Origin of the sequence: Kitasatospora sp. NPDC004745 (assembly GCF_042873275.1) — a bacterium.
Taxonomy (GTDB): domain Bacteria; phylum Actinomycetota; class Actinomycetes; order Streptomycetales; family Streptomycetaceae; genus Kitasatospora.
The window spans coordinates 544,438-566,598 of the sequence record NZ_JBIALK010000001.1 but is presented as its reverse complement, the minus strand read 5'-3'; the positions used below and the strand labels follow the sequence as shown (position 1 = coordinate 566,598).

General features: G+C 73.7%; 20 protein-coding genes and 1 pseudogene. 8 read left to right on the top strand and 13 right to left on the bottom strand.

Annotated features, from left to right (window positions below):
• Window positions 1-114 precede the first annotated feature (114 nt).
• A complete protein-coding gene (locus ACFYUY_RS02590) occupies window positions 115-1,320 on the top strand; it encodes an XdhC/CoxI family protein (RefSeq protein WP_360214006.1) in 1,206 nt (401 codons plus the stop codon).
• A gap of 156 nt (window positions 1,321-1,476) precedes the next feature.
• Here the strand turns inward: ACFYUY_RS02590 and ACFYUY_RS02585 are convergent, their stop codons facing one another.
• Window positions 1,477-1,785 (bottom strand): hypothetical protein, encoded by a 309-nt coding sequence (locus tag ACFYUY_RS02585; RefSeq protein WP_360214004.1) that lies wholly within the window; start codon window positions 1,783-1,785, stop codon window positions 1,477-1,479.
• 159 nt (window positions 1,786-1,944) lie between these two features.
• Between ACFYUY_RS02585 and ACFYUY_RS02580 the strand changes: the two genes are divergently transcribed.
• A complete protein-coding gene (locus ACFYUY_RS02580; RefSeq protein ID WP_360214002.1) occupies window positions 1,945-2,238 on the top strand; it encodes a hypothetical protein in 294 nt (97 codons plus the stop codon).
• Between the two features lie 96 nt (window positions 2,239-2,334).
• On the opposite strand, the gene ACFYUY_RS02575 is transcribed toward ACFYUY_RS02580, so the two are convergent.
• From ACFYUY_RS02575 to ACFYUY_RS02520, 12 genes and pseudogenes are all read right to left on the bottom strand, one after another.
• Window positions 2,335-2,955 carry a LysE family translocator gene (locus tag ACFYUY_RS02575; protein ID WP_360214000.1) on the bottom strand — a complete coding sequence of 207 codons (621 nt, stop codon included), beginning with the start codon at window positions 2,953-2,955 and terminating at the stop codon, window positions 2,335-2,337.
• 158 nt (window positions 2,956-3,113) lie between these two features.
• Window positions 3,114-4,871, bottom strand: a complete 1,758-nt coding sequence (locus ACFYUY_RS02570) for an SDR family oxidoreductase (RefSeq protein ID WP_360213998.1) — start codon at window positions 4,869-4,871, stop codon at window positions 3,114-3,116.
• The gene (locus ACFYUY_RS02565) at window positions 4,868-5,821 is read right to left on the bottom strand and encodes a M24 family metallopeptidase (protein WP_387897252.1); all 954 of its coding nucleotides are present in this window, start codon (window positions 5,819-5,821) and stop codon (window positions 4,868-4,870) included. The genes ACFYUY_RS02570 and ACFYUY_RS02565 overlap by 4 nt, the downstream gene beginning before the upstream one ends.
• Window positions 5,822-5,950: 129 nt before the next feature.
• A complete protein-coding gene (locus ACFYUY_RS02560) occupies window positions 5,951-7,036 on the bottom strand; it encodes a PDR/VanB family oxidoreductase (protein WP_360213994.1) in 1,086 nt (361 codons plus the stop codon).
• Between the two features lie 207 nt (window positions 7,037-7,243).
• On the bottom strand, window positions 7,244-8,158 hold the full coding sequence (locus ACFYUY_RS02555) for a metal-dependent hydrolase (protein ID WP_387897251.1): 915 nt from the start codon (window positions 8,156-8,158) through the stop codon (window positions 7,244-7,246).
• Window positions 8,159-8,411: 253 nt separating this feature from the next.
• The gene (locus ACFYUY_RS02550; protein ID WP_360213991.1) at window positions 8,412-9,191 is read right to left on the bottom strand and encodes an IclR family transcriptional regulator C-terminal domain-containing protein; all 780 of its coding nucleotides are present in this window, start codon (window positions 9,189-9,191) and stop codon (window positions 8,412-8,414) included.
• 402 nt (window positions 9,192-9,593) lie between these two features.
• Window positions 9,594-11,054: a catalase gene (locus ACFYUY_RS02545; protein WP_360213990.1), complete on the bottom strand. Its 1,461-nt coding sequence runs from the start codon at window positions 11,052-11,054 to the stop codon at window positions 9,594-9,596.
• 299 nt (window positions 11,055-11,353) lie between these two features.
• Window positions 11,354-12,400 (bottom strand): annotated as a pseudogene (gene alc, locus ACFYUY_RS02540) (allantoicase); the annotation flags it as partial.
• A gap of 9 nt (window positions 12,401-12,409) precedes the next feature.
• Window positions 12,410-13,810 carry an allantoinase AllB gene (allB, locus tag ACFYUY_RS02535; protein WP_387897248.1) on the bottom strand — a complete coding sequence of 467 codons (1,401 nt, stop codon included), beginning with the start codon at window positions 13,808-13,810 and terminating at the stop codon, window positions 12,410-12,412.
• A gap of 125 nt (window positions 13,811-13,935) precedes the next feature.
• Entirely contained in the window at window positions 13,936-15,078 is a 1,143-nt protein-coding gene (locus tag ACFYUY_RS02530) for a glycerate kinase (RefSeq protein ID WP_387897247.1), read from the bottom strand.
• Between the two features lie 445 nt (window positions 15,079-15,523).
• Entirely contained in the window at window positions 15,524-16,411 is an 888-nt protein-coding gene (locus ACFYUY_RS02525; RefSeq protein ID WP_387897245.1) for a 2-hydroxy-3-oxopropionate reductase, read from the bottom strand.
• 69 nt (window positions 16,412-16,480) lie between these two features.
• Complete coding sequence (locus ACFYUY_RS02520) at window positions 16,481-17,326, bottom strand: TIM barrel protein (RefSeq protein ID WP_360213980.1); 846 nt, start codon at window positions 17,324-17,326, stop codon at window positions 16,481-16,483.
• A gap of 214 nt (window positions 17,327-17,540) precedes the next feature.
• Between ACFYUY_RS02520 and ACFYUY_RS02515 the strand changes: the two genes are divergently transcribed.
• From ACFYUY_RS02515 to ACFYUY_RS02490, 6 genes are all read left to right on the top strand, one after another.
• On the top strand, window positions 17,541-17,786 hold the full coding sequence (locus tag ACFYUY_RS02515) for a thiamine-binding protein (RefSeq protein WP_360214040.1): 246 nt from the start codon (window positions 17,541-17,543) through the stop codon (window positions 17,784-17,786).
• A complete protein-coding gene (locus ACFYUY_RS02510; RefSeq protein ID WP_360213978.1) occupies window positions 17,783-18,163 on the top strand; it encodes a helix-turn-helix domain-containing protein in 381 nt (126 codons plus the stop codon). Before ACFYUY_RS02515 ends, ACFYUY_RS02510 begins: the two co-directional genes overlap by 4 nt.
• 240 nt (window positions 18,164-18,403) lie before the next feature.
• Complete coding sequence (uraD, locus tag ACFYUY_RS02505) at window positions 18,404-18,907, top strand: 2-oxo-4-hydroxy-4-carboxy-5-ureidoimidazoline decarboxylase (protein ID WP_360213976.1); 504 nt, start codon at window positions 18,404-18,406, stop codon at window positions 18,905-18,907.
• A 218-nt stretch (window positions 18,908-19,125) separates the two neighbouring features.
• A complete protein-coding gene (gene uraH, locus ACFYUY_RS02500) occupies window positions 19,126-19,461 on the top strand; it encodes a hydroxyisourate hydrolase (RefSeq protein ID WP_350602013.1) in 336 nt (111 codons plus the stop codon).
• Between the two features lie 33 nt (window positions 19,462-19,494).
• A complete protein-coding gene (pucL, locus tag ACFYUY_RS02495) occupies window positions 19,495-20,415 on the top strand; it encodes a factor-independent urate hydroxylase (RefSeq protein ID WP_360213974.1) in 921 nt (306 codons plus the stop codon).
• A gap of 280 nt (window positions 20,416-20,695) precedes the next feature.
• On the top strand, window positions 20,696-22,153 hold the full coding sequence (locus ACFYUY_RS02490; RefSeq protein ID WP_360213972.1) for a nucleobase:cation symporter-2 family protein: 1,458 nt from the start codon (window positions 20,696-20,698) through the stop codon (window positions 22,151-22,153).
• Window positions 22,154-22,161: the final 8 nt, after the last annotated feature.

Genomic DNA, 22,161 nt, shown 5'->3' with positions numbered 1-22,161 from the left:
CCCGTCCACGCCCTCCACGCCGTCCACGCCGTCCGCCCCCACGAACCACGGCCACCGACCCCGACCCCGCGGCCCGCCGGCCCGCCGGCCCCCGACCGACAAGGAGCCCCCGACATGCAGGACATCGCCGAGCAGCTGCAGGCCTGGCACGCGTCCGGGCGCTCCTTCGCCGTCGCCACCGTCGTCGGCGTCTCGGGCAGCGCGCCGCGCGACCCGGGCGCCGCACTGGCCGTGGACGCCGCCGGCGAGGCGGTCGGCAGCGTCTCCGGCGGCTGCGTCGAGGGTGCCGTCTACGAGCTGTGCCAGGCCGCCATCGAGTCCGGCGAGCCGGTGCTCGAACGCTTCGGCTACAGCGACGAGGACGCCTTCGCCGTCGGCCTGACCTGCGGCGGAATCCTCGACGTCTTCGTCCAGCCGGTCGTCCCCGGGGCCGACGCCGGACTCGACGCCGGCATCGCCTACATCGCCTCCGGCACCCCGGTGGCGCTCGCCCGGGTGATCGCCGGGCCCGGCGCACTGGCCGGCGCCACCGTCGCCGTCACCGCCGACACCCACCACGGCGCCCTCTCCCCCGCCCCCACCGTCGTCGGCGCGCTCGAGCGGGCGATCGTCACCGAGGCCCGCGCCATGCTCGACGCCGGACGCACCGGGCGCATCGTGCTCGGCCTGGACGGCCGCCCCTGCGACGAGCACGAGCAGGGCACCGTCACCTGCTTCGTCGAGTCCTACGTGCCCGCGCCGCGGATGCTCGTCTTCGGCGCCATCGACTTCGCCGCCGCCGTCGTGCGGATCGGCAAGTTCCTCGGCTACCACGTGACCGTCTGCGACGCCCGCCCCGTCTTCGCCACCCGGCGGCGCTTCCCCGACGCCGACGAGGTCGTCGTCGACTGGCCGCACCGCTACCTCGACTCCCAGCTCGACCGGATCGACGGGCGCACCGTGCTCTGCGTGCTCACCCACGACGCCAAGTTCGACATCCCGCTGCTGGAACGCGCCCTGCGGCTGCAGGTCGGCTACGTCGGCGCGATGGGCTCGCGCCGCACCCACCGGGACCGCGAGACGCGGCTGCGCGAGGTCGGCCTCACCGAGGCCGAGATCGGCCGGCTGCGCTCACCCATCGGGCTCGACCTCGGGGCCCGCACACCCGAGGAGACGGCCGTCTCCGTCGCCGCCGAGATCGTCGCCCACCGGCGCGGCGGCAGCTGCCTGCCGCTGAGCGCCGGGGACGGGCCGATCCACCACGAGGCCGCCGCGCAGGCCCCCGCCACCGACGCGCCCTCACCCGCCGCCCTCACCCGGGCCTCGTCGCACGCGGCCTGAGCGGACCGCGGTCGGGGCGGGTCGGAGTCGGGGTCGGTGTCACGGTCGGGGCCGCAGCCGGTGTCACGGTCGGGGCCGCGGTCGGGATCGGGAGGCCGGCCCGGGGGCGGGTGCGGCGGTCGGCTGCGGACCCGGCGGCGGCGGTCGCCGGCCGGCTCAGCCCTCCGGGACGGGGGCGGTGACCACCGCGTGCGCCTCCAGGATCCGCGGCGGCACGGTCGGGATGCCCACCTCCTCGAGGATCGGCATCAGCACCTCGCTGAACCGGATGAACGCCCCGCGGGCCTCCCACACGTCCGTGACGTGCCAGCCGTCCTCCGTCGGCCCGGCCGCGTGCGAGAGGAGGCCCGGGACCGGCAGGTCCGAGGGCTGGTGGAGGCCCTTTCCGCCGGTCAGCCGGTAGATCGCGGCGTCGTACTGGGCCTGGGTGACACCGGGGATGTCGAAGAGCACGATGATCGCCATGGGTCGCTCCTGCGCGCTCGGGAATGGCGATTCCCATGCAGCCCCGGCGCCGTCACCGCGGCCAGTCCTGGGCGGCCGGCCGAGTGACGTTGCGTGCCCACCGCCGCGGCGGGACGCTGGAGTTGCGGACTCGCCCGAGCCCCGGGAAGGAGCGGCGTCATGCGCGCGCTGCTGGAGATCGAGATCGACACCGAGACGTCCAACAGGCTCATCGCCGACGGCTCGATCGGCGAGAAGTTCGAACGGCTCCTCGGGAACCTCAAGCCGGAGGCGGCCTACTTCTTCGCCCGCAACGGACGCCGCTGCCAGATCATCGTCGTGGACGTCCCCGACGAGGCGGCGCTGCCGTCCATCTGCGAACCGTTCTGGCTCGAGATGAACGCCGACATCGACGTGCACCTCTGCATGAACGCCCGGGAACTGCGCGAGGGGCTCTCCCGGCTCGGCCGCTGAGCGGGGCGTCCGGCGGGGTACGACGGGCGGGCGGCGACTGGCGGCGGGGGCGGGCAGCGAGGGACGGGCGGCGGCGGACGGGCAGCGGCGGGCGGCTCAGTCCGAGAGGGCCAGCTTCAGGCCGAAGCCCACCACCACGATCCCGGTGACCCGGTCCATCAGTCGGCGCGCGGCCGGGCGGCGCAGCCAGCCGCGCACCGCCTGCGCGAAGCCCACCAGGACCGTCGACCAGAGCAGGCCCTCCACGACGTGCACGCAGGTCAGCGCCACGCCGGCGGCGAAGTGCGGCGCCCCGGCCGGGATGAACTGCGGCAGCACCGCCACGTAGAAGACCCCCACCTTGGGGTTGAGCAGGTTGGTCAGCGCACCGCGCCGCCAGCCCTGGACGAACCCGCCGTCCGCGGGCCCCTCCTCGGCTTCCGGCTGCCCGCTCCTGCCGCGCAGCATCCCGACGCCCATCCAGACCAGGTACGCGGCCCCGCCCCAGCGCAGCGCCTCGTAGGCCAGCTGCGAGGCCGTCAGCAGCGCCGTCACCCCGGCCGAGGTGAGCGAGCCCCACACCAGGGTGCCGGTCTGGATCCCCAGCACGACCCCCCACGCCTGCCGCCGCCCGCCCAGCGCGGACGTCCGCAGGACCAGTGCCGTGTCGAGCCCGGGCGTGAGCGTGAGCAGGCCCACCACCAGCGCGAATGACCAAAGAGCCGTCGTCATCTCCATGGACCTCGATCCTGTCACACCCTCCGGGGCAGCCCACGGCCCCGCCCCCTCGCCGGGTCGTGCCGATGGTCGGTCCGGCGGTCGTGCCGTGCGGTCGTCCCGACGGTCGGTCCGGCGGTCGTGCCGGTGGGGGCGGGGTGCCGTGGCAGCGGGCCCGGTCAGGTGACGTCGAGGCGGGCGGCGAGGCGCAGCAGGGCCGGGCTGAGGCGGCTCAGGAAGCGGGCGGCCTTGGCCTCGGGAGTGACCGGGACGACCGGCCGGTTGGTGCGGACGGCGTCCAGGATCGCGGTGGCGACCTTCTCCGGGGGGAAGCCGCGGCGGGCGTAGAGCCGGGCGGCGCGGGCCTGCTTGGCGGCCTGCTCGGCGTCGGTGGTGGCCGAGAAGGTGGAGGTGCGGGTGATGTTGGTGTTGACGATGCCGGGGCAGATCGTCGAGACGCCGATGCCGTGCCCGGCGAGCTCGGCGCGCAGGCAGTCCGAGAGCATGAACACCGCGGCCTTGCTGGTCGCGTAGGCGGTGAGGGCCTTGGAGGGCAGGTAGGCGGCGGCCGAGGAGACGTTGACCAGGTGGCCGCCCCGGCCGCGGTCGGCCATCAGCGCGGCGAAGGCGCGGCAGCCGTGGATGACGCCCCAGAGGTTCACGTCCAGGACGCGCTGCCACTCCTTCTCGGTGGTCTGCAGGAACGTGCCGGAGTGGCCGATCCCGGCGTTGTTGACCACCACGTCGGGCACGCCGTGCTCGGCGGCCACCGCCTGCGCGAAGGCGTCCACGGCCGCGCCGTCGGCGACGTCCACCCGGTAGGCGTGCGCCGGCGGGCCGATCAGCGAGGCGAGTTCGGCGGTGCGCTCGGCGGCGTCGAGGTCGAGGTCGCAGACCACCACGCGGGCGCCGTCCTCGGCGAAGGCCAGCGCCGTCGCCCGGCCGATGCCGCTGCCGCCGCCCGTCACCACCACCAGCCGTCCGTCCCCCAGGGACCGTGCGGACCGCTGCGGGGCCTGCGCGCCGCCGCGCTCGATCCGGCCGGTGAACTCCCGGACCAGCCCGGCCACGGTGGCCCCCTGCTCCAGCAGCGCCGACCAGTGCCCGGCGTGCAGCGTCCGCCGGGTCAGGTTCGGCACCCAGCGCTCCAGGCCCTCGGAGAGGTAGGTGCCGACGTAGCGGTCCCGGGTGAGGGTGACCAACTGGACCGGCACCTGCGTCGGGCGCTCCCGCGGACTGCGCAGCGCGGGGCGGAAGTTGGCCCGGTACAGCTCGATGCCGCGCACCGCGTCGCGGCGCAGGCTGGGCTGCGGGTGGTCCGCCCGCGGGGTGACCCGCTCCAGGTCGCGCAGCACCCGCGGCCAGGCCCGGGCCAGGCCCAGGCGCCACACGCCCGGCGCGAGGAAGGGCAGGTGGAAGGCGGTGATGTACCAGGAGTGGACGCCCTGGTGGAGCAGTTGACCGAGATGGCGCGGAGTGGGCCGGCGCATCCGGTGGCGCAGCCAGTAGCCCATGTGGTCCAGGCAGGGGCCGGACATGGTCGTGTAGGAGGCGATCCGGTGCTCGGCGCCCGGCTCGGTGACGGCCTCCCAGGACTGCAGCGAGCCCCAGTCGTGGGCGACCACGTGCACCGGGCGGTCCGGGCTGACGGCGTCGGCGACCGCGAACAGGTCGTCGGCCAGCTGTGCCAGCCGGTAGCCGTCGCGGGTCGTCGGCACACCGGACTCGCCGGCGCCGCGCACGTCGTAGCGGACCACGTGGTGGTCGCGCGCGAGGTCGGCGGCGACGTCGTCCCAGACGGCGTGGGTGTCCGGATAGCCGTGCACCAGCAGGACGGTGGGGGCGTCCGGGTCGCCCTGCTCGAAGACGGCGAGCGCCAGACCGCCGGAGTGGACGGTGCGGCGGCGGACGGTCCCGTCGGGGGCGGGGGTGCTCATCGGGTGGCCTCCAGGGTGGCGGTCGAGGGGGTCGGCTCGTCGGTTCGCCCGGGCGTCGGCCCGGCGGGGGCGGGGGCGGAGGCGGGGGACGCCGCGGGCGCGGGGGCGGCCGCGGTGCCCGCGGCGTCCTGCCAGCGGCGGACGTGCGGCAGGTCGTCGTCGAGCCAGTGGGCGTCGTCCTCCGTCACCACCAGCAGCTCCTCGAACTTGATGCCCACGCCGCGGAAGCCGATGTGCGGCTCGACCGCCCACAGGCCCGGGGTGGGCGCGTGCCGGGACGACCGACCGTCCGCCCACAGCGGCGAGCGGCCGTGCAGCCGCTCGGTGACCAGTTCGCGGCCGAGGGTCTGCAGGGTCCGCACGCCGAAGCCGAGGACGCTGACCCCGGCCGGGCCGCGCGCGGTGGTGCGGGTGACCTGGTGGCCGATCACCCGGCCCGGGTACACCCGGTGGCGGTTGTCGTAGCCGTGCGCGGCGATCTGCGCGTCCACGGCCGCGTACACCTGGTCGAGCGGCTTGCGGGCGCGCACCTCGGCGAGGATCAGCTCCCGGTACACCTGGAGGTCCGCGGCGAGGCGGTCCCAGACCGGGTTCTCGCCGACCTTGCCCCCGTAGCCGATGTCGGCGGTGTAGCCGTCCACGACGGGCGCGCAGTCCAGCACGTACGGCATGCCCTCCTCCAGGCGGCGGTTGCCGGCGAAGAACTGCAGCGGGGTGCGGAAGTGCCGGAACGCCGTGCGGTCGCCGAACCAGGCGAAGGGGACGTGGAAGAAGTCCTGCACCCCGGCCGCGACCAGACGGCGGCGCAGCTCGGCGGTGGTCTGCCGTTCGGTGACGCCCGGTTCGATCCAGGCGGCGACCTGTTCGGCGCAGTGGTAGGCGAGCTGCTGGGTCTCCCGGAAGCGGGCGAGGTCGCGCTCGTCGTAGGGGAAGGTCGGGGGGTTCGCCATCCTTGGCTCCTTCGGCAGGTCGAGCACGAGGTCGGACACGCTGCGGGTGCGGCGCCCCGTACGCCAGGCTGCGCCGGGGCGTTGGGTGCGCCAGGGTGCGCCGGGGCGTTGGGTGCGCCAGGGCAAGCCCTACAGGTCGAGCACCAGGGTCTCGCCCTCGGCGGCCCGGGAGACGCAGGGCAACAGGGCGCCGGCGGCGCGCTGCTCGGGAGTGAGGCGGCGGTCCCGGTGCTCGGGCGTACCGGCCACCAGGCGGACCTCGCAGGTGCCGCAGAAGCCCTGGTGGCAGGAGTACGGGAGGTCCGGCCTGGCCTCGCGCAGCACGTCCAGGGCGGAGCGGTCCGCGGGGACGTCCAGCTCCGGGCCGTCGGCGCCCAGACGCAGCGTGAAGGGCGCGCCGTCGGTGACCGGGGCGGCACCGAAACGCTCGAAGTGCAGGGCCCTGGCCGGGGATCCGTCCAGGGCGCGCTGGACGGCGGTGAGCATCGGGGCCGGGCCGCAGCAGTACACGGCCGCGCCGCGCGGGGCGTGGGCGAGCAGTTCGGCGCCGCCGGGCACGCCGTGGTCGTCGTCGGTGCGCAGCACCACCCGCCGCGGGTCCAGGGCGCGCAGCTCGTCCGTGTAGGGCAGGGTGTCGGCGCTGCGGCCGGTGTGCACCAGGCGCCAGTCGAGGCCGAGCCGCTGCGCCTCCCGGGCCATCGGGAGCAACGGGGTGATGCCGATGCCTCCGGCGAGCAGCAGGACGGCCGGTTCGGCGCAGAAGGCGAAGCCGTTGCGGGGCCGGCGGGCGGTCAGCCGGCTGCCGGGGTGCAGGGCCTCGTGGACCTCGACGGAACCGCCGCCGCCACCGGGGAGGCGGCGCACGGCGATCCGGTAGGCGGCGCGATCGGCCGGGTCGCCGGTCAGCGAGTAGTGGCGCTCACGGCCGGAGGGCAGGGCGAGGCGCAGGTGGGCGCCGGGCTGCCAGGGTGGCAGCGCCCCGCCGGAGGGGTCGGCCAGGGTCAGCTCGACGACGTCGCCGGCGAGCTGTCGGCGGGCCCGGACGACCAGCTGGAGCGGTGGGGTGGGGCGGCTGAGCGGCCGGCGGGGGTTGCGGCGCAGCAGCGGGCTGCCGAGGGCCGGGGAGTAGCGGTCGCCGAAGGCGGTGAGCCGGCGCATGAAGCTGTCGGCGCGGGGGCGGCCGTAGAGGTCGGGGGGCGGGTCGAGCAGGTCCATCCGGCGGTCCTTGGCGTCAGGGCGGGGTGGGAACGGCAGGCGGGCGGGGGTCACGGCGGGCGGCGGGGTGAGCGGGGCGGGGTCGGGCGGACGGACTTCCGCGAACAGATCACAGAGTTCAGATTTCAGCGAACAGATAACAGATAACAGATGACGTTCTCTGTTCGCTGAAATCTGTCAGCTGAAACCCGCCCCTCCCGCCGCTCCTCAGCGACCCGCGGCGGCGCGGGCGGCCGGAGAGGTGGCGAGGTAGCCGAGGGCCTGGCTGGAGGACCCCTCCTGGGTCGGGTGGTAGCCGGGCCGCAGGTAGCGCAGACCGGAGCGGACCGACCGGAGCGGGTCGGGCAGCAGGCCGCGCTTGGCGATCCGCCCCGCCTCCCGCCAGGTGGGCTTGAGCCGGCCGTTCAGCGTCGGGTCGGCGGCGAGCAGGAAGCGGGCCCCGCGCACCCAGAGGTGGACCAGCAGCGGCCCGGAGACGGCCATGCCGCGGACCCTCCGCAGGTAGCCCGGGTCGAGGTGGACCATCAGGTCGAAGGCGACGCTGCGGTGCTCGACCTCCTCGGCGCCGTGCCAGCGCAACAGGTCGAGCATCGTCGGGTCGGCCTCGGCGCGGTCCAGGCCCGGGGAGTTGAGCGCCCAGTTCCCGAGGAAGGCCGTGAAGTGCTCGATCGCCGCGATGAAGGCGACCCGCTCGATGATGTTCTCGCGCCGGCGGGCCGGGGAGAGCCCGGGCTTGTCGCCGAGGACGCGCTGGAACAGCCAGGAGATCTGCCGGACGTAGGGGCGCGGGTCGAGCCCCTGGCCGAGCAGGTGGTCGAGGACCTCCTGGTGGGCCTCGGCGTGGATGGCCTCCTGCCCGATGAACCCCAGGACCTCCTCCCGCAGTTGCTCGTCGCGGATCAGCGGCAGCGCCTCCTTGAACACCTTGACGAACCAGCGCTCGCCCTCGGGCAGCAGCAGGTGCAGCACGTTGATCACGTGGGTGGCCATCGGCTCGTCGGGGATCCAGTGCAGCGGCAGCCGGGACCAGTCGAAGCGGACGTCCCGGGGCTCCAGGACGAGGCTGTCGTGCACGCGGGCGGCGTCTGCGGCGAGGGCGGGAACGGGGGTGGTTCGGGGCATGGCAGGCCCTCCTGACCTGGGGGCGGCGGCTCGGCTCAGGGAAACGTACTCGCGGGTAGTGACCGGGACAAGGGTTTCGGCGACTCTTATCGACATCGAGTCTAATAAGTGATGTGCACCGCCGGACGGCCCGCGAAACACGGCCGGGAAGGGCTCCCGCGGAACACCGCTCCGGCCGAATCCGGCCCCGCGAACGCGTGGGCCCCGCCGGATCACTCGGATCCGGCGGGGCCCACGGGGGCGACCGCGGTGCTCAGACCGCCATCGCCAGCATCAACGGCGCCGCCCTGGCCGCCAGCAGTTCCGCCGCGGCCCTCAGCCGGTGCACGTTGTCCACCGGCATCGAGGTCGCCAGGCAGCCCACCGTGCTGCCCGCCGTCACGGGCACGGCCGCGCAGACCGTGCCGAGCGCGTACTCCTGGATGTCCAGCACCGGCACGGTGGCCGGCTGCCGCTCCAGCCGGTGCATCAACTGGTCGGCGTCGGTGACCGTCCGGGAGGTGAGCCGGGCGACGGGATGCCGGGAGAGGTGGTCGCGACGGCCGTCCACGTCGAGCTGACTGAGCAGGCACTTGCCGATCGCGCTGGCGTGCGCGGTGGCCCGGAAGTCCACCCACTCCTGCACCGCGGGCGCGTAGTCGGCCGCGGCGACGGCCTCGACGGTCAACTCCCCGTCGTGGTAACGGCTGAAGTAGACGGCCGCGCCCAACTCATCGCGCAGCTCAACGAGTTTGCGGTTCAGCCGGGCCTTCACCAGCTGCTCCCGGTTGTGCTGGCCGAGCAGGGCGAAGGTGCCGCCGAGCACCCAACCGCCGTCCTGGCACTGGAGATAACCCTCGATCTCGAGGATCTCCGCCAGCTGCCGGACGGTCGGCAGGCCGAGCGAGGTCTCCCGGGCGAGGGCCACCAGGGTGGCCCCGTCGGGGTGGCGGTCGACGGCTTCCAGCAGTCTGAGGGCGTACTGCAGGGAGGTGAACGGGCTGCTCTGGCCCTGGTCCGGCGCGGCGTGGCGACCCGGGGCTGGTGTCGACATGTCGTCCCCTTCCGATGTCCCCCCACGGAGCGACCGCGGGCACCGTCCAGCCTATCGACCCGGGGGCTCCGGCAGGCGAGGTCCGTGAAACTCCGTGAACATTCCGTGGAGCCGTTCCCAGCGGATCCCCAGGAAACTCCCAGCCGCCGCCCAGCCGGCTCCCAGCTCACCCCCGGCCACCCCCGCCCCGCCGCCGTCCCGCCGCCGTCCGCGCCCGACCGGCCGGGCGTACGCGAACGGGCCCCTCCCCCACTGCCCTGGGGGGAGGAGCCCGTCGTGCGGCCGCCGGGGTGCGGGCCCCGGCGACCGGTGAGGGTGCGTCAGTCAGTCAGTCGGCCGGCCCCGCGCGGGAACCGCCGTCCCACGCGGGTACCGCCGTCCCGCGCGGCCGCCGCCCGGGTGTCAGCCCTCGTCGCCCGCGCGCAGCTTGGCGACGGCCGCCTCCAGGCGGGCGCCGTACTCCTCGTCGGCGGCGTGGAAGTGGGCGAGGTTCTTCTCGACGACGTCGTCGCGGGTCACCTGGGCGAGGAAGCCCGCGATGTTGTTGATGAGGCGGGTCTTCTCGCCCGCGGACATCAGCCGGTACAGCTCGCCCGCCTGGAAGAAGTCGTCGTCCTTGGTGTGGGCGGGCGTGGTGTAGGTGCCGGTGTAGCCGTTCAGCTTGACCGGCGCGGCGAGCGCGTCGTCGGTCTGGGCCGGGCCGTCGTACGAGTTGGGCTCGTAGTTCTTGCCGCGGCCGGACTTGTTGACGGCGTGCAGGCCGTCGCGGCCGTAGTTGTTCGCCTCGGTGGCGCGCGGGGCGTTCACCGGCAGCTGGGTGTGGTTGACGCCGAGGCGGTAGCGCTGGGCGTCCGCGTAGGCGAACAGGCGGCCCTGGAGCATCTTGTCCGGGGAGGGGCCGATGCCGGGCACGAAGTTGTTCGGCGAGAACGCGGACTGCTCGACGTCGGCGAAGACGTTCTCCGGGTTCCGGTTGAGCACCAGGCGGCCGACCTTGACCAGCGGGTAGTCGGCGTGCGGCCACACCTTGGTGAGGTCGAACGGGTTGAAGCGGTAGTCGGCGGCCTCGGCGACCGGCATCAGCTGGACGTAGAGGGTCCAGGACGGGAACACGCCGCGCTCGATGGCCTGGTGCAGGTCGCGCTGGTGCGAGTCGGCGTCGGCGCCGAGCACCTCGGCGGACTGGTCGCCGTCCAGCGAGCGGATGCCCTGGTTGGTCTTGAAGTGGTACTTGACCCAGAAGGCCTCGCCCTGGGCGTTGACCCACTGGTAGGTGTGCGAGCCGTAGCCGTTCATGTGGCGGTAGGAGGCCGGGATGCCGCGGTCGCCGAAGAGCCAGGTGATCTGGTGGGTGGAGGCGGGCGAGTGGGCCCAGAAGTCCCAGACGTTGTCCGCCTCCTGCACGCCGGTGAACGGGTCGCGCTTCTGCGAGTGGATGAAGTCGGGGAACTTGATCGGGTCCTTGATGAAGAACACCGGGGTGTTGTTGCCGACCAGGTCGTAGTTGCCCTGCTCGGTGTAGAACTTCAGCGCGAAGCCGCGCGGGTCGCGCACCGCGTCGCTGGAGCCCAGGTTGCCGGCCACGGTGGAGAAGCGCAGGAAGACCTCGGTGCGCTTGCCGACCTCGGCGAGGAAGTCCGCGCGGGTGTACTGCGACACCTCGTCGGTGACCTCGAAGTAGCCGTAGGCGCCGGAGCCGCGGGCGTGCACGACGCGCTCCGGGATGCGCTCGCGGTTGAAGCGGGCCAGCTTCTCCAGCAGCTGCTGGTCCTGGATCAGCAGCGGGCCGTACTCGCCGGCCGAGGCCGAGTTCTGGTTGTCGGCGACCGGGGCGCCGGACTCCGTGGTCAGGTTCTTGGACATGGAGGGTCCTTCAGGTGTCGATAAAGGCGGTGCGGAGAGTGGTCTGACGGCCGCCGGGCGGGCGCCGGGGCCCGCCCGGGGCGCCGTCAGATGCCGAGCAGGCGCCAGAGCGCCGAGCGGCGGCGGGACGAGTGCTCGCCGTCGGGGCCGTCGGCGGGCTGGAGCGCCGCGACGGCGGCGGTGACCGCGGCCTGGTCGGCCAGCGGGCGGGCGGCGGCCAGCGCGGCGGCCTCCTCGGCGCTCAGGCCGGCCTCGGTGAGGGCCGCGGCGGCCTCGGCGGCCGGGACGGCGTCGAACCAGCGCAGCGCGAGGGCCGCACGGCCGGACTCGGTGAGGCGGCCGGTGAGACGGAGCCGGGCGAGGCCGCCGTCCGGGTAGACGTTGATGCGCACGTGGGTCACCGGGCGGCCGACGTCGAGCCGGAAGCGGTGCCGGGTGTCGGGCTGCAGGCGGGTGCGGGGCAGGATCTCGAACCACTCGCCGTCGGCCGGGTCCGCCCCGGTCGAGGCGTCGAAGCCGACGAGGTCGGCCCAGCCGGGGGCATTGGCGACGAAGTGGGTGGTGTCCACCTCGGCGGCCAGGACCTCACCGCCCCCGGCCAGGGCGATCTGCACCCAGTCGTTGGCCTTGTCGCGCCGACGCCGGGTCTCCCAGCCCTCGCCCATGACGGAGGCGCGACCGGGAGCGTTCAGGTTGTGCGGGGAGGAGAAGTAGCGGTCGGACGCCGCCTCGGCCACGCCGCCGTACTCCTGGGCGGCCAGGTCGAAGGTGAGGCCGTCCAGTTCGCGCGGGTCGGGCAGCACCTCGCCGTGCACCCGCAGCCGGGCCACGCCGCCGTCCGGGAAGATGTTGAGCCGGACGTGGGTGTAGCGGGCGGCGTCCTCGACGGCGAACTCGTGGGCGGTGTCGCCCTGGAGCGGGGTCCGCGGGACGAGGGTGGTCCACTCCGCGCCGGCCAGTTCCCCGGGCGAGGGGTGGCCGGGGACGGAGGCGGCCTCGACCGAGGCGCTCTCCGGGTAGTTGCCGGTGAAGTGCGCGGTGTCCACGACGAGGCCGCGGATCACACCGGCGGCGCCGAGCCGGACGATCGTCCAGTCGTGGTCCTGGTCGGTGGGGTGCGGCTGGTCGGCGCTGACGCCGCGGCGGCGCTTGGACTCCCAGCCGTCCATGATCTGGCCCTTGTGGCCGAAGGTGTGCGGGCGGAACTCGGCGGGCTTGGCGACCAGCAGGTTCTCGGCGTCGGCGAAGGTGTCCTCGTTGGTGGCGACGACGCCCGCACCCAGCAGCCGCGAGGCCAGGTCGACCAGCTCGGTGAAGGGAGCGCTCGGGGTGTCGGCAGGGGTCACGGAGTCTCCTCAGGACGGGCGATCGGTCGGGGTGGTGGCGGCGGCGGGCCGGGTGAGCTGGCGGCCGAAGGGCTCGGCGCCGGTGTCCACCACGCGGCCGCGCAGCCAGGTGGTGCGGACCACGCCGGTCAGCGTCCGGCCCGCGTACGGTGTCACCGGGTTGCGGTGGTGCAGTCCGGCGGCGTGGACGGCGAACTCGCCGTCGGGGTCGAAGGCGACCAGGTCGGCGTCGCGGCCCACCGCGATGGCGCCCTTGGTGGCGGTGAGGCCGGCCAGTTCGGCCGGTCCGCCGGACATCCAGCGGACCACGTCGACCAGGCCGTGGCCGCGGCGGCGGGCCTCGGTCCAGATCGCCGGCAGGCCGAGCTGCAGCGAGGCGATGCCTCCCCAGGCGGCCGCGAAGTCGCCGCTGCCGCCGTACTCGGGCAGCAGCTTGAGGTCGGGGGTGGAGGGCGAGTGGTCGGAGACGACGGCGATGAACTCGCCGTTCGCCAGGGCCTCCCAGAGCCGGTCCCGGTTGCCCTCGTCGCGGATCGGCGGGCAGCACTTGAAGGCGGTGTCGCCGTCCGGCACCTGTTCGGCGGCCAGGGTCAGGTAGTGCGGGCAGGTCTCGGCGGTGACGCGCACGCCGTCCTCGCGGGCCTGGCGCAGCAGCGGCAGCACGGCCGCGGAGGAGACGTGCAGGATGTGGACACGGGCGCCGGTGCGCCGGGCGGTGTCCAGCAGGTTGGCGACGGCGGCGGTCTCCGCGTCGGCCGGGCGGGAGGCGAGGAAGTCCCGGTAGTGGACGCCGGGTTGCTGCGGGGCGGCGGCCAGGACGGCCGGGTCCTCGGCGTGGATGATCGCCAGCGCCCCGATCCGGGCCTGCTCGGCCAGCGCGGCCTCCAGGTCGGCGGCCTCGACGTGCGGGAACTCGTCGACGCCGGAGGGGGCGAGGAAGCTCTTGAAGCCGAACACGCCCTCGCGGTGGAGGGGTTCGAGGTCCGGCACGTTGCCGGGCACGGCGCCGCCCCAGAAGCCGAGGTCGACCCAGGCCTGGCCCTCGGCGGTCTTCCGCTTGGCCACCAGTCCGTCCACCGTGGTGGTGGGCGGGATGGAGTTGAGCGGCATGTCGATGATCGTGGTGACGCCGCCGGCCGCGGCGGCCCGGGTGGCGGTGGCGAAGCCCTCCCACTCGGTGCGGCCGGGCTCGTTGACGTGCACGTGGGTGTCGACCAGGCCGGGCAGCAGGGCGGTGTCGCCGAGGTCGGTGAGGCCGCCCGCGACGTCGGGGCGGTCGCCCGCGAGGAGCGAGCCGTGGGTGGCGATCTGCTCGATCTTCCCGTCCCGGATCAGCACGTCGGCGGGGCGCTCGCCGTCGGGCAGGACCACCCGTCGGGAGCGGATCACCGCTGGCTGGCTGAAAGGCATGGGGGACCTCCGAAACCTGGGAGTTGGGGGTGGGTGCCTGAGGGGGTCCGGGCCGGGGAACCGAGGGATTGCCGGGAGCCTAGGCCCGTCTTCAACAAAACGTCAATGGAGGAACGTACGAGTGGTCAGCCGGTCAGCAGGCGGCCGGCCAGCCGCTCCCCCGCCACCTCGGCGAGCTCGCCGGCCCTGGTCATGCTGTCCCCCGGCTGCTCGGCCAGGTCGGTGAGGGCGACGGCGTCGGCGAAGCCGGCGGCCCGCCACTCGGGCTCGGACAGTTCCAGCCGCCCTGCCACAGCGGCCACCCGAACCCCCGCCCGGGTGGCCGCCGCGGCGACGCCGGCGGGGGCCTTGCCGTGGAGCGTCTGCGCGTCCAGGCAGCCCTCGCCGGTCACGACGAGGCGTGCCCCACGCACGGCCTCGTCGAAACCCAGCAGTTCGAGCAGCAGCTCGATACCGGGTCGCATGGTGGCGCCGAGCAGGGCGAGGGCGGCGAAGCCCACCCCGCCCGCGGCCCCGGCGCCGGGGGCCTCGCGGACGTCGCGCCCGGTGGCCAGGGCGACCTCGTCGGCGAAGCGGGTCAGCCCCTCCTCGAGGACCACCAGGTCCTCGCCGTCGGCGCCCTTCTGCGGCCCGTAGACGGCGGTGGCGCCGCGCGGGCCGAGCAACGGGTTGTCCACGTCGCAGGCGACCACGATCTCGACGCCGGTCAGCGCGTCGGCCAGCGGCCCGAGGTCGATGTGCGCCAGCTTGCGCAGCGCGGCCCCGCCCGGCGGCAGTTCGGCGCCGTCCGCGTCCCGCAGGCCCACGCCGAGCGCCTGGACCATGCCCGCGCCGCCGTCGGTGCAGGCGCTGCCGCCGAGGCCGAGCACGATCCGCTTGGCGCCGAGCGCCACGGCCCGGCCGATCAGCTGGCCGACCCCGTAGGAGCCGGCCGCCAGCGGGGCGGTGCGGCCGCCGGGGAGCCTGGCGAGTCCGGAGGACTGGGCCAGCTCGACCACGGCGGTGTCGCCGCGGACGGCGAGCGCGGCGTCCACGGGCAGGCCGGTCGGACCGGCCACCTTGGCCGGGACGCGGGTGAAGCCGGCCGCGAGCGCGGCGGCCAGGGTGCCCTCGCCGCCGTCGGCGACGGGCAGTTCGCGCACCTCGACGCCGGGCGCGGCGCGCCGGATGCCGGCCGCGATCCGGGCGGCGACCTCGGCGCCCTCCAGGGTGCCCTTGAACTTGTCGGGAGCTACGACCACGTGGCCCTGGTGGGGGGTGACGGGCATGGTGTGGTCCTCACTTCCGTACGGGTGCGGCGAGGTTTCGCCGGCGTGTGCCAAGCATGTGCCCGGGTGCTGCGGGGGTGCGAGCCTCCGGGCGGAGAACGTGCGCCCGCGGTCAAGGGCGCTGCGCCCGCGGAGCCGCGGCACGCCGCCCGGCCGTCCGGACGCGGGGTGCGACCCCCTCCCCGCCGTTCCCCTCGTCCCGCTTCCGACGTACGAGGGGCTCCCCTCGGCGGGGAGGGGGCCAGGCGAAGCGCAACAGGCACGACCGAAGTGCCCCCGACAGGGAGTGTGCGCATCACCGGTTGGTTCGACCGGCGGGCGGGCGGATGAGCCCCGGTCCCGCACGCCGGTCGGGCATGGCCTCCTGGTGGCGCGGGCACGACCGGATGAGGTACACGCCACCAGGAGGAGTCGGTGGGGGGCTCGCGGGGAGCCCCCGGGGGTGTTACTTGACCTCGCGGCCCGAGAGGCGCTCGACGCCGCGCAGCAGCGCCGAGTGGTCGAGCGAGCCGTCGCCGTTGGCGCGGGCGGAGGCGACCAGCTGGGCCACCACGGCGCCGACCGGCAGCGCGGCGCCCACGGTGCGGGCGGCGTCGGTGACGATGCCCATGTCCTTGTGGTGCAGGTCGATGCGGAAGCCGGGGGCGAACTCGCGGTTGAGCATGTTCGCCTTCTTGCGGTTCAGCACGGTCGAGCCGGCCAGGCCGCCGCCGAGCACGTCCAGCGCGGCGGCGAGGTCGACGCCGGCGTTCTCGAGGAACACCACGGCCTCGGCGAGCACCTGGATGTTCACGGCGACGATCAGCTGGTTGGCGGCCTTGACGGTCTGGCCGGCGCCGGCCGGGCCGACGTGGACGACCGTGGTGCCCAGGGCGTCGAACAGGGGCTTCGCCTCGGCGAAGTCGGCGGCCTCGCCGCCGACCATGATCGACAGGACGGCCTCGACGGCACCGGCCTCGCCGCCGGAGACCGGGGCGTCCAGGGTCCGGACGCCCTTCTCCTTGGCGGCCGCCTCGACCTTGATCGAGGTCTGCGGGGTGATCGAGGACATGTCGATCACCAGGGTGCCGGGCCTGGCGTTCTCCAGGACACCGCCCTCGCCCAGGATGACCTGCTCGACGTGCGGGTCGGCCGGGACCATGGTGATGACGACCTCGGCGCCCTTCACCGCGTCCGCGATGGAGGAGGCGCCGTGACCGCCGGCCGCGACCAGCGCGTCGATCTGGGGCTGGGTGAGGTTGTAGCCGGTGACGTGGTGGCCGGCCTTGACCAGGTTGGCGGCCATCGGGCTGCCCATGATGCCGAGGCCGATGAAGGCGATCTTGCGGCTCATCGCGTCGTTCCTTACGTCGTTCGTGGAGTGGGGAGGCGGGGGGCTTGCGGGGCGGCGGGCCCGGCGGCGCTACTCGGCGGCGCGGTGCTCGCGCGGCAGCCACCCGAAGCTGTCGGCGCTGACGCCGGTGGAGGGGCGGTACTCCAGGCCGATCCGGCCGGTGTACCCGGCGGCGGTGAGCCGCGTGAAGAGGTCCTCGAAGTCCAGGTCGCCGGTGCCGGGCTCGTTGCGGCCCGGGGTGTCGGCGATCTGCACGTGACCGAAGCGGTCGGCGTAGGCGTCGATGACGGCCGGCAGGTCCTCGCCGTTCCTGGCCAGGTGGTACAGGTCGCAGAGGAACTTCGCGTTGCCCAGGCCGGTGGCGGCGTTGACCTTGTCGACCACCTCGACCGCCGCGGCGGCGGAGACCAGCGGGTAGTCGGGGGACTCGGCCTCGTTGAGCGCCTCGACGAGCAGGATCGCGCCGACCTCGTGGGCGGCCCTGGCGGCGATCACCAGGTTCTCCAGCGCGAGGGCGTCCTGCTCGGCGGGCTCGACGCCCTCGACGCGGTTGCCGTAGAGCGCGTTGAGCGCCTTGGTGCCGAGCGAGGCGGCGAGCGCCGCGGCCACCGGGACGTTGGCCCGGAATCGGTCCTTCTCGGCCGGGACCGAGACGGTCCCGCGCACGCCGAGGGTCAGGTCGTCCAGGAAGTTGAGCCCGGTGAGCTGCACGCCCGCGTCGCCGAAGGCCTTGCGGAGCGCGTCCAGGTCGGCCTCGGCCGGGGTGGCGTCGGCCCCGAAGGGCCACCAGAGCTCGGCGGCGGTGAAGCCGGCCGCGGCGGCCGCGGCGGGGCGCTCCAGCAGCGGCAGTTCGCTGAACAGGATCGACAGGTTGACCGTGAAGCTGTGCCGGGAAGCGGCCGTCACGTCACTCACCTCTCACTCTCTTCCGAGATCCTCAACTTCCACGATCCGGAAGAGGGATTCTGCTTGGTGGAAGCATGTCCGGCCCGTCGAGCAGGTGTCAAGACCGCCGCAACATTTTGTTGAAGAAGCCCCGGGGCGGCTCCCCCACCAGCACCGCGGCTGTTCGATCGACCAGCCCCTGCCCGCCCGCACCGCCGATCGCTACAGTGAGCACGTGCGATTGATGGTGGAGTTCACGACAGAACCGTTCGAACTGGACACGTTCCCCGAGCACGCCGCGGCGGCTCGCAAGGTCGTCGACGAGGCCGGCCTGGCCGTGTCGGTCGGCCCCTTCGGGACCGGCGCCGAGGGCGAGGCCCAGCAGGTCCTCGACGCGGTGACCAAGCTGCTCCGGGAGACCCTGGACGCCGGCGCGACCCGGATCTCCGTCCAGGTCAGCGTGTTGGGCCAGGAGGGCGGTGCGCCGTGACCGAGCACCTGGAACACCCGCTCGCGGCGGCGATAAAGCCACTGCTGGACGCGGTCGGTGCGACGCCCGTCCCGCTGGACGAGGCGAAGTCCGAGGACGTCGTCCTGGAGTGGGAGGGCGCCCCGGCCCTCGCCGTCCGGCTGCCGCACCTGAGCAGTGCGCTGGACCGGCTGCTGGCCGAGATGGGCCGCCAGTTCGACGGGCGCCCGCTGGCCGAGCTGGACCGCCTGGAGAAGCAGCGGGTCGTCGCCCTCCTGGAGGAGCGCGGAGCCTTCACCGTCCGGCACGGGGTCGAGACGGTCGCCTCGGCGCTCGGCGTCAGCCGCTTCACCGTGTACAACTACCTCAACCGCCAGGACGGCTCGAAGTCCTCCTGACCGCCGCCGGTCCGACGCTGTCGAATCGCCCGACCGGAGGCCCTCCGGACGGGTGAACCCCGCCGGTACGGCCAGTCTGGATCAGCCCCCGGCGGGGCACACTTGGCGAATCGCACACGAAACGGCCCGGCGACGGAAGCCGGTTCAAAACGTAACCACCAACCGTTCAACAAAGTGTTGACGGCCGGGTGGGGTGGATCTAGCTTGTGCGGGTGGCACCACTCTTCAGGAGGTCCACCTGTGACCAACCACCCCCACGCCCTTGACGCCCTGGCCGCGGCCGACGCCGCGGACCTGAAGGCGATCCTGCTGGAGATCTGCTCCAGCCCCGGCTGGGCCGACGCCGTCGCGCAGGCCGAGCCCTGGTCCGACCGCGAGAGCCTGCTCGCCGCCAACGCGGCGGCGATGGCCTCGCTCACGGTCTCCGACCTGCACGACGCGATGGCCGGCCACGCCCGGATCGGCAAGCCCAAGGCGGGCGACGCCACCTCCGAGCGGGAACAGGCCGGCATCCAGGGCGTGGACCGAGCGCTCCTCGACGAACTGCACGAGGCCAACGCGGCCTACGAGGCCAAGTTCGGCCACGTGTTCCTGATCTGCGCGACCGGCCGCACCGCGGCCACGATGCTCGCCGCCCTGCGCGAGCGCCACCCCAACGACCCCGCCGTCGAGGCGGAGATCGTCCGGGGCGAGCTGCGCAAGATCAACGACATCCGGCTCAACCGGCTGCTCGACGAGTCCTGACGGCACCGGGCGGGCCCGGCGGGCGCGGATCCGGCGATCCCGGTCCCACCTCCGGCCGCACCCGACCGGACCCGCGCCCGGACCGACAGCCGGGCCCGCACCCGGGCCCGCACCCGGACCCGCGCCCCGCGGAACACGCCCGACGGGGGCACGCCTGACGTACCGTCAGGATTCACCGACGCAGCATCACCTCTGCCATCAGTAAGGTCACTTCACCCATGACTGGCATCTCCACCCACGTGCTCGACACCAGCCTCGGCCGCCCGGCCGAGGGTGTCCCCGTCGAGCTCGCACTGCACACCGAGGGTGGCTGGCAGGTGCTCGGCACCTCCGCCACGGACTCCGACGGCCGGGCCAAGGACCTGCCGGCCGTGGAGGCGGGCTCGGTCGTCCGGCTGCTCTTCGACACCGCCGCGTACTACGCGCGCAAGTCCGAGGAGACGCCGTTCTTCCCCGAGGTCTCGATCGTCTTCACGGTCGCGCCCGCGCAGCACCACTACCACGTGCCGCTGCTGCTCAACCCGTTCGGATACTCGGTCTACCGCGGAAGCTAGTAGACCGACCTGGAAGCATTTAGGAGCCACGTCATGGCCCACGTGCTCGGTCAGAACCAGTACGGCAAGGCGGAGAACCGCATCGTGCGGATCTACCGCGACTCCACCCGGCACGAGATCAAGGACCTGAACGTCTCGGTCTCCCTCCAGGGTGAGTTCGAGGACGTCCACCTCACCGGCTCGAACGCCAACTGCCTCCCCACCGACACCACCAAGAACACCGTGTACGCCTTCGCCAAGGAGTACGGGATCGAGTCGGCCGAGGCCTTCGGCATCCTCCTGGCGCGCCACTTCGTCGACGACACCGAGCGCGGCGTCGTGCACAGCGCCCGGATCCGGATCGAGGAGTACGCCTGGGACCGGATCAAGACGCCGGACAACTCGGCCCGCTTCATCGGCTCGGAGGAGGTCGGCCACTCCTTCGTCCGCAACGGCCAGGAGACCCGCACCACCGAGGTCGTCTACGACGGCGAGTCCGTCCAGGTCATCTCCGGCCTGAAGGACCTCATCGTCATGAACTCCACCAACTCGGAGTTCTGGGGCTACATCAAGGACAAGTACACCACCCTGCAGGAGGCGTACGACCGCATCCTCGCCACCCAGGTCACCGCCCGCTGGAAGTACGGGTACAGCGGCCGTGACGGCGAGGCCCAGCCCAACTGGAACCGCTCCTACACCCACGTGCGGCGCCACATGCTGGAGGCGTTCGCCGAGACCTACTCCTACTCGCTGCAGCAGACCCTGCACTCGATGGGCACCCGGGTCCTGAACAACCGCGCCGAGGTGGACGAGGTCCGCCTCGAACTGCCGAACAAGCACCACTTCCTCGTCGACCTGGAGCCGTTCGGCCTCAAGAACGACAACGAGGTCTACTACGCCGCGGACCGCATGTACGGCCTCATCGAGGGCACCGTGCACCGCGAGGGCGTCGTACCGGTCATCCCGGTCGTCTGACCTCCCCCACCCCATGGACACCGCCCGGAATCGCCGCACCCTCCGGCCCCCTACGGCCGGTCGAGTCCGGGCGGACGGCAGTACCCGCACCACCGGCACCACCAGTTTCTCCACCCCCACCCACCGGAGTTCGTGTTCGCCTCGCGGCGGCCGGCCCGGGGCACCGGAGAGGCCGGCCGAGGGACCCTTGCACCGCCGTCCCGCCCTCGGCCACCGCAGTACCGGCCAGTCTCCAGCGCCACGGGCGCGCCGGGAGTCACGAGCACAAGAGGGGCTCGACATGGCACCCAGCACCAGCAGCAAAGACGGCGGTTCCACCCCAGCGAGAACGCCCGGCCCGGGCGACGCGTCGGCCCACGCCGGCACGTCACCCGGGTCCGGCACCCACCCCGTGGACGAGGTGCTGCCCCCGGTGAAGCTCGTCTCCACCGGACTGCAGCACGTCGCCGCGATGTACGCGGGAGTCGTCGCACCCCCGCTCATCGTCGGCGCCGGCGTCGGGCTCTCCCCCGGCGAACTCGCCCTGCTCATATCGGCCAGCCTGTTCACCGCCGGACTGGCCACCCTGCTCCAGACCCTCGGCGTCTGGAAGATCGGGGCGCGACTGCCGTTCGTGAACGGCGTCTCCTTCGCGGGGGTCGCACCCATGATCGCCATCGCCCAGGAACACGGACCGAAGGACGCCCTCCCGGTGATCTTCGGAGCGGTGATCGTCGCGGGGCTCCTGTGCTTCCTCGCGGCGCCGTACTTCTGCAAGCTCATCCGGTTCTTCCCACCGGTCGTCCAGGGCACCGTGATCACCCTCATCGGGGTGTCCCTGCTCCCGGTGGCGGTCAACTGGGCGCGCGGCGGATCGCCGAGCGCCCCCGGGTACGGCTCCATGCGGGCCATCGGCCTCGCCGCGATCACCCTCGTCGCGGTGGTGCTCTTCAACCGGCTGCTGCGCGGGTTCTGGCAGCAGCTGTCCCTCCTGCTCGGCCTGGCGCTCGGCACCCTGATCGCCCTCCCGCTGGGCCTGGCGGACTTCGGCGCGGTCCGGGACGCGAAGGTCTTCGCGCTCCCCTCCCCGTTCCACTTCGGCGCACCCCAGTTCGACGCCGCCGCGATCGCCTCGCTCTGCATCGTCATGGTGGTCTCCATGACCGAGTCCACCGCCGACATGCTCGCCCTCGGCAAGATCGTCGACCGCGAGGCCGACGAACCCACCCTCGCCGCCGGCCTGCGCGCCGACGGGCTGGCCACCGCGCTCAGCCCGGTCTTCAACGGCTTCGCCGCCAGCGCCTTCGCCCAGAACATCGGGCTGGTGGCGCTGACGAAGATCCGCAGCCGCTTCGTGGTCGCGGCCGGCGGAGGCATCCTGATCCTGCTCGGGCTCTTCCCCGTGCTCGGATCGGTCGTCTCGCTGGTACCGCAGCCCGTCCTGGGCGGCGCCGGGATCGTGCTCTTCGGCACCGTCGCGGCGAGCGGTATCCGCACCCTCGCGGAGGCGGGAATGGAGTCCAGCTCGAACACCATCCTGGTGTCGGTCTCGCTCGGCGTCGGCATCATCCCGATCGCGGTGCCGACGTTCTACGACTCCTTCCCCGAGGCCGTCCGGACCCTGATGCACTCCGGGATCTCGGCCGGCTGCGTGATGGCCGTCCTGCTCAACCTGCTCTTCCACCACGTCGGGGCCGCCCGCCGGACCGGGTCCGGCCAGGCCCCCGGCGCGACGGTGCCGACGGCGACACCGTCCTGACCGGCCCG

Coding starts and splice junctions, on each gene's coding strand:
- ACFYUY_RS02590 (WP_360214006.1), top strand. CDS start 115: ATGCAGGACATCGCCGAGCAGCTGCAGGCCTGGCACGCGTCCGGGCGC.
- ACFYUY_RS02530 (WP_387897247.1), bottom strand. CDS start 15,078: ATGCCCGTCACCCCCCACCAGGGCCACGTGGTCGTAGCTCCCGACAAG.
- pucL (WP_360213974.1), top strand. CDS start 19,495: ATGGCCCACGTGCTCGGTCAGAACCAGTACGGCAAGGCGGAGAACCGC.
- ACFYUY_RS02515 (WP_360214040.1), top strand. CDS start 17,541: ATGGTGGAGTTCACGACAGAACCGTTCGAACTGGACACGTTCCCCGAG.
- ACFYUY_RS02575 (WP_360214000.1), bottom strand. CDS start 2,955: ATGGAGATGACGACGGCTCTTTGGTCATTCGCGCTGGTGGTGGGCCTG.
- ACFYUY_RS02550 (WP_360213991.1), bottom strand. CDS start 9,191: ATGTCGACACCAGCCCCGGGTCGCCACGCCGCGCCGGACCAGGGCCAG.
- ACFYUY_RS02565 (WP_387897252.1), bottom strand. CDS start 5,821: ATGGCGAACCCCCCGACCTTCCCCTACGACGAGCGCGACCTCGCCCGC.
- ACFYUY_RS02570 (WP_360213998.1), bottom strand. CDS start 4,871: ATGAGCACCCCCGCCCCCGACGGGACCGTCCGCCGCCGCACCGTCCAC.
- ACFYUY_RS02555 (WP_387897251.1), bottom strand. CDS start 8,158: ATGCCCCGAACCACCCCCGTTCCCGCCCTCGCCGCAGACGCCGCCCGC.
- ACFYUY_RS02525 (WP_387897245.1), bottom strand. CDS start 16,411: ATGAGCCGCAAGATCGCCTTCATCGGCCTCGGCATCATGGGCAGCCCG.
- ACFYUY_RS02545 (WP_360213990.1), bottom strand. CDS start 11,054: ATGTCCAAGAACCTGACCACGGAGTCCGGCGCCCCGGTCGCCGACAAC.
- ACFYUY_RS02560 (WP_360213994.1), bottom strand. CDS start 7,036: ATGGACCTGCTCGACCCGCCCCCCGACCTCTACGGCCGCCCCCGCGCC.
- allB (WP_387897248.1), bottom strand. CDS start 13,810: ATGCCTTTCAGCCAGCCAGCGGTGATCCGCTCCCGACGGGTGGTCCTG.
- ACFYUY_RS02585 (WP_360214004.1), bottom strand. CDS start 1,785: ATGGCGATCATCGTGCTCTTCGACATCCCCGGTGTCACCCAGGCCCAG.
- uraH (WP_350602013.1), top strand. CDS start 19,126: ATGACTGGCATCTCCACCCACGTGCTCGACACCAGCCTCGGCCGCCCG.
- ACFYUY_RS02580 (WP_360214002.1), top strand. CDS start 1,945: ATGCGCGCGCTGCTGGAGATCGAGATCGACACCGAGACGTCCAACAGG.
- ACFYUY_RS02490 (WP_360213972.1), top strand. CDS start 20,696: ATGGCACCCAGCACCAGCAGCAAAGACGGCGGTTCCACCCCAGCGAGA.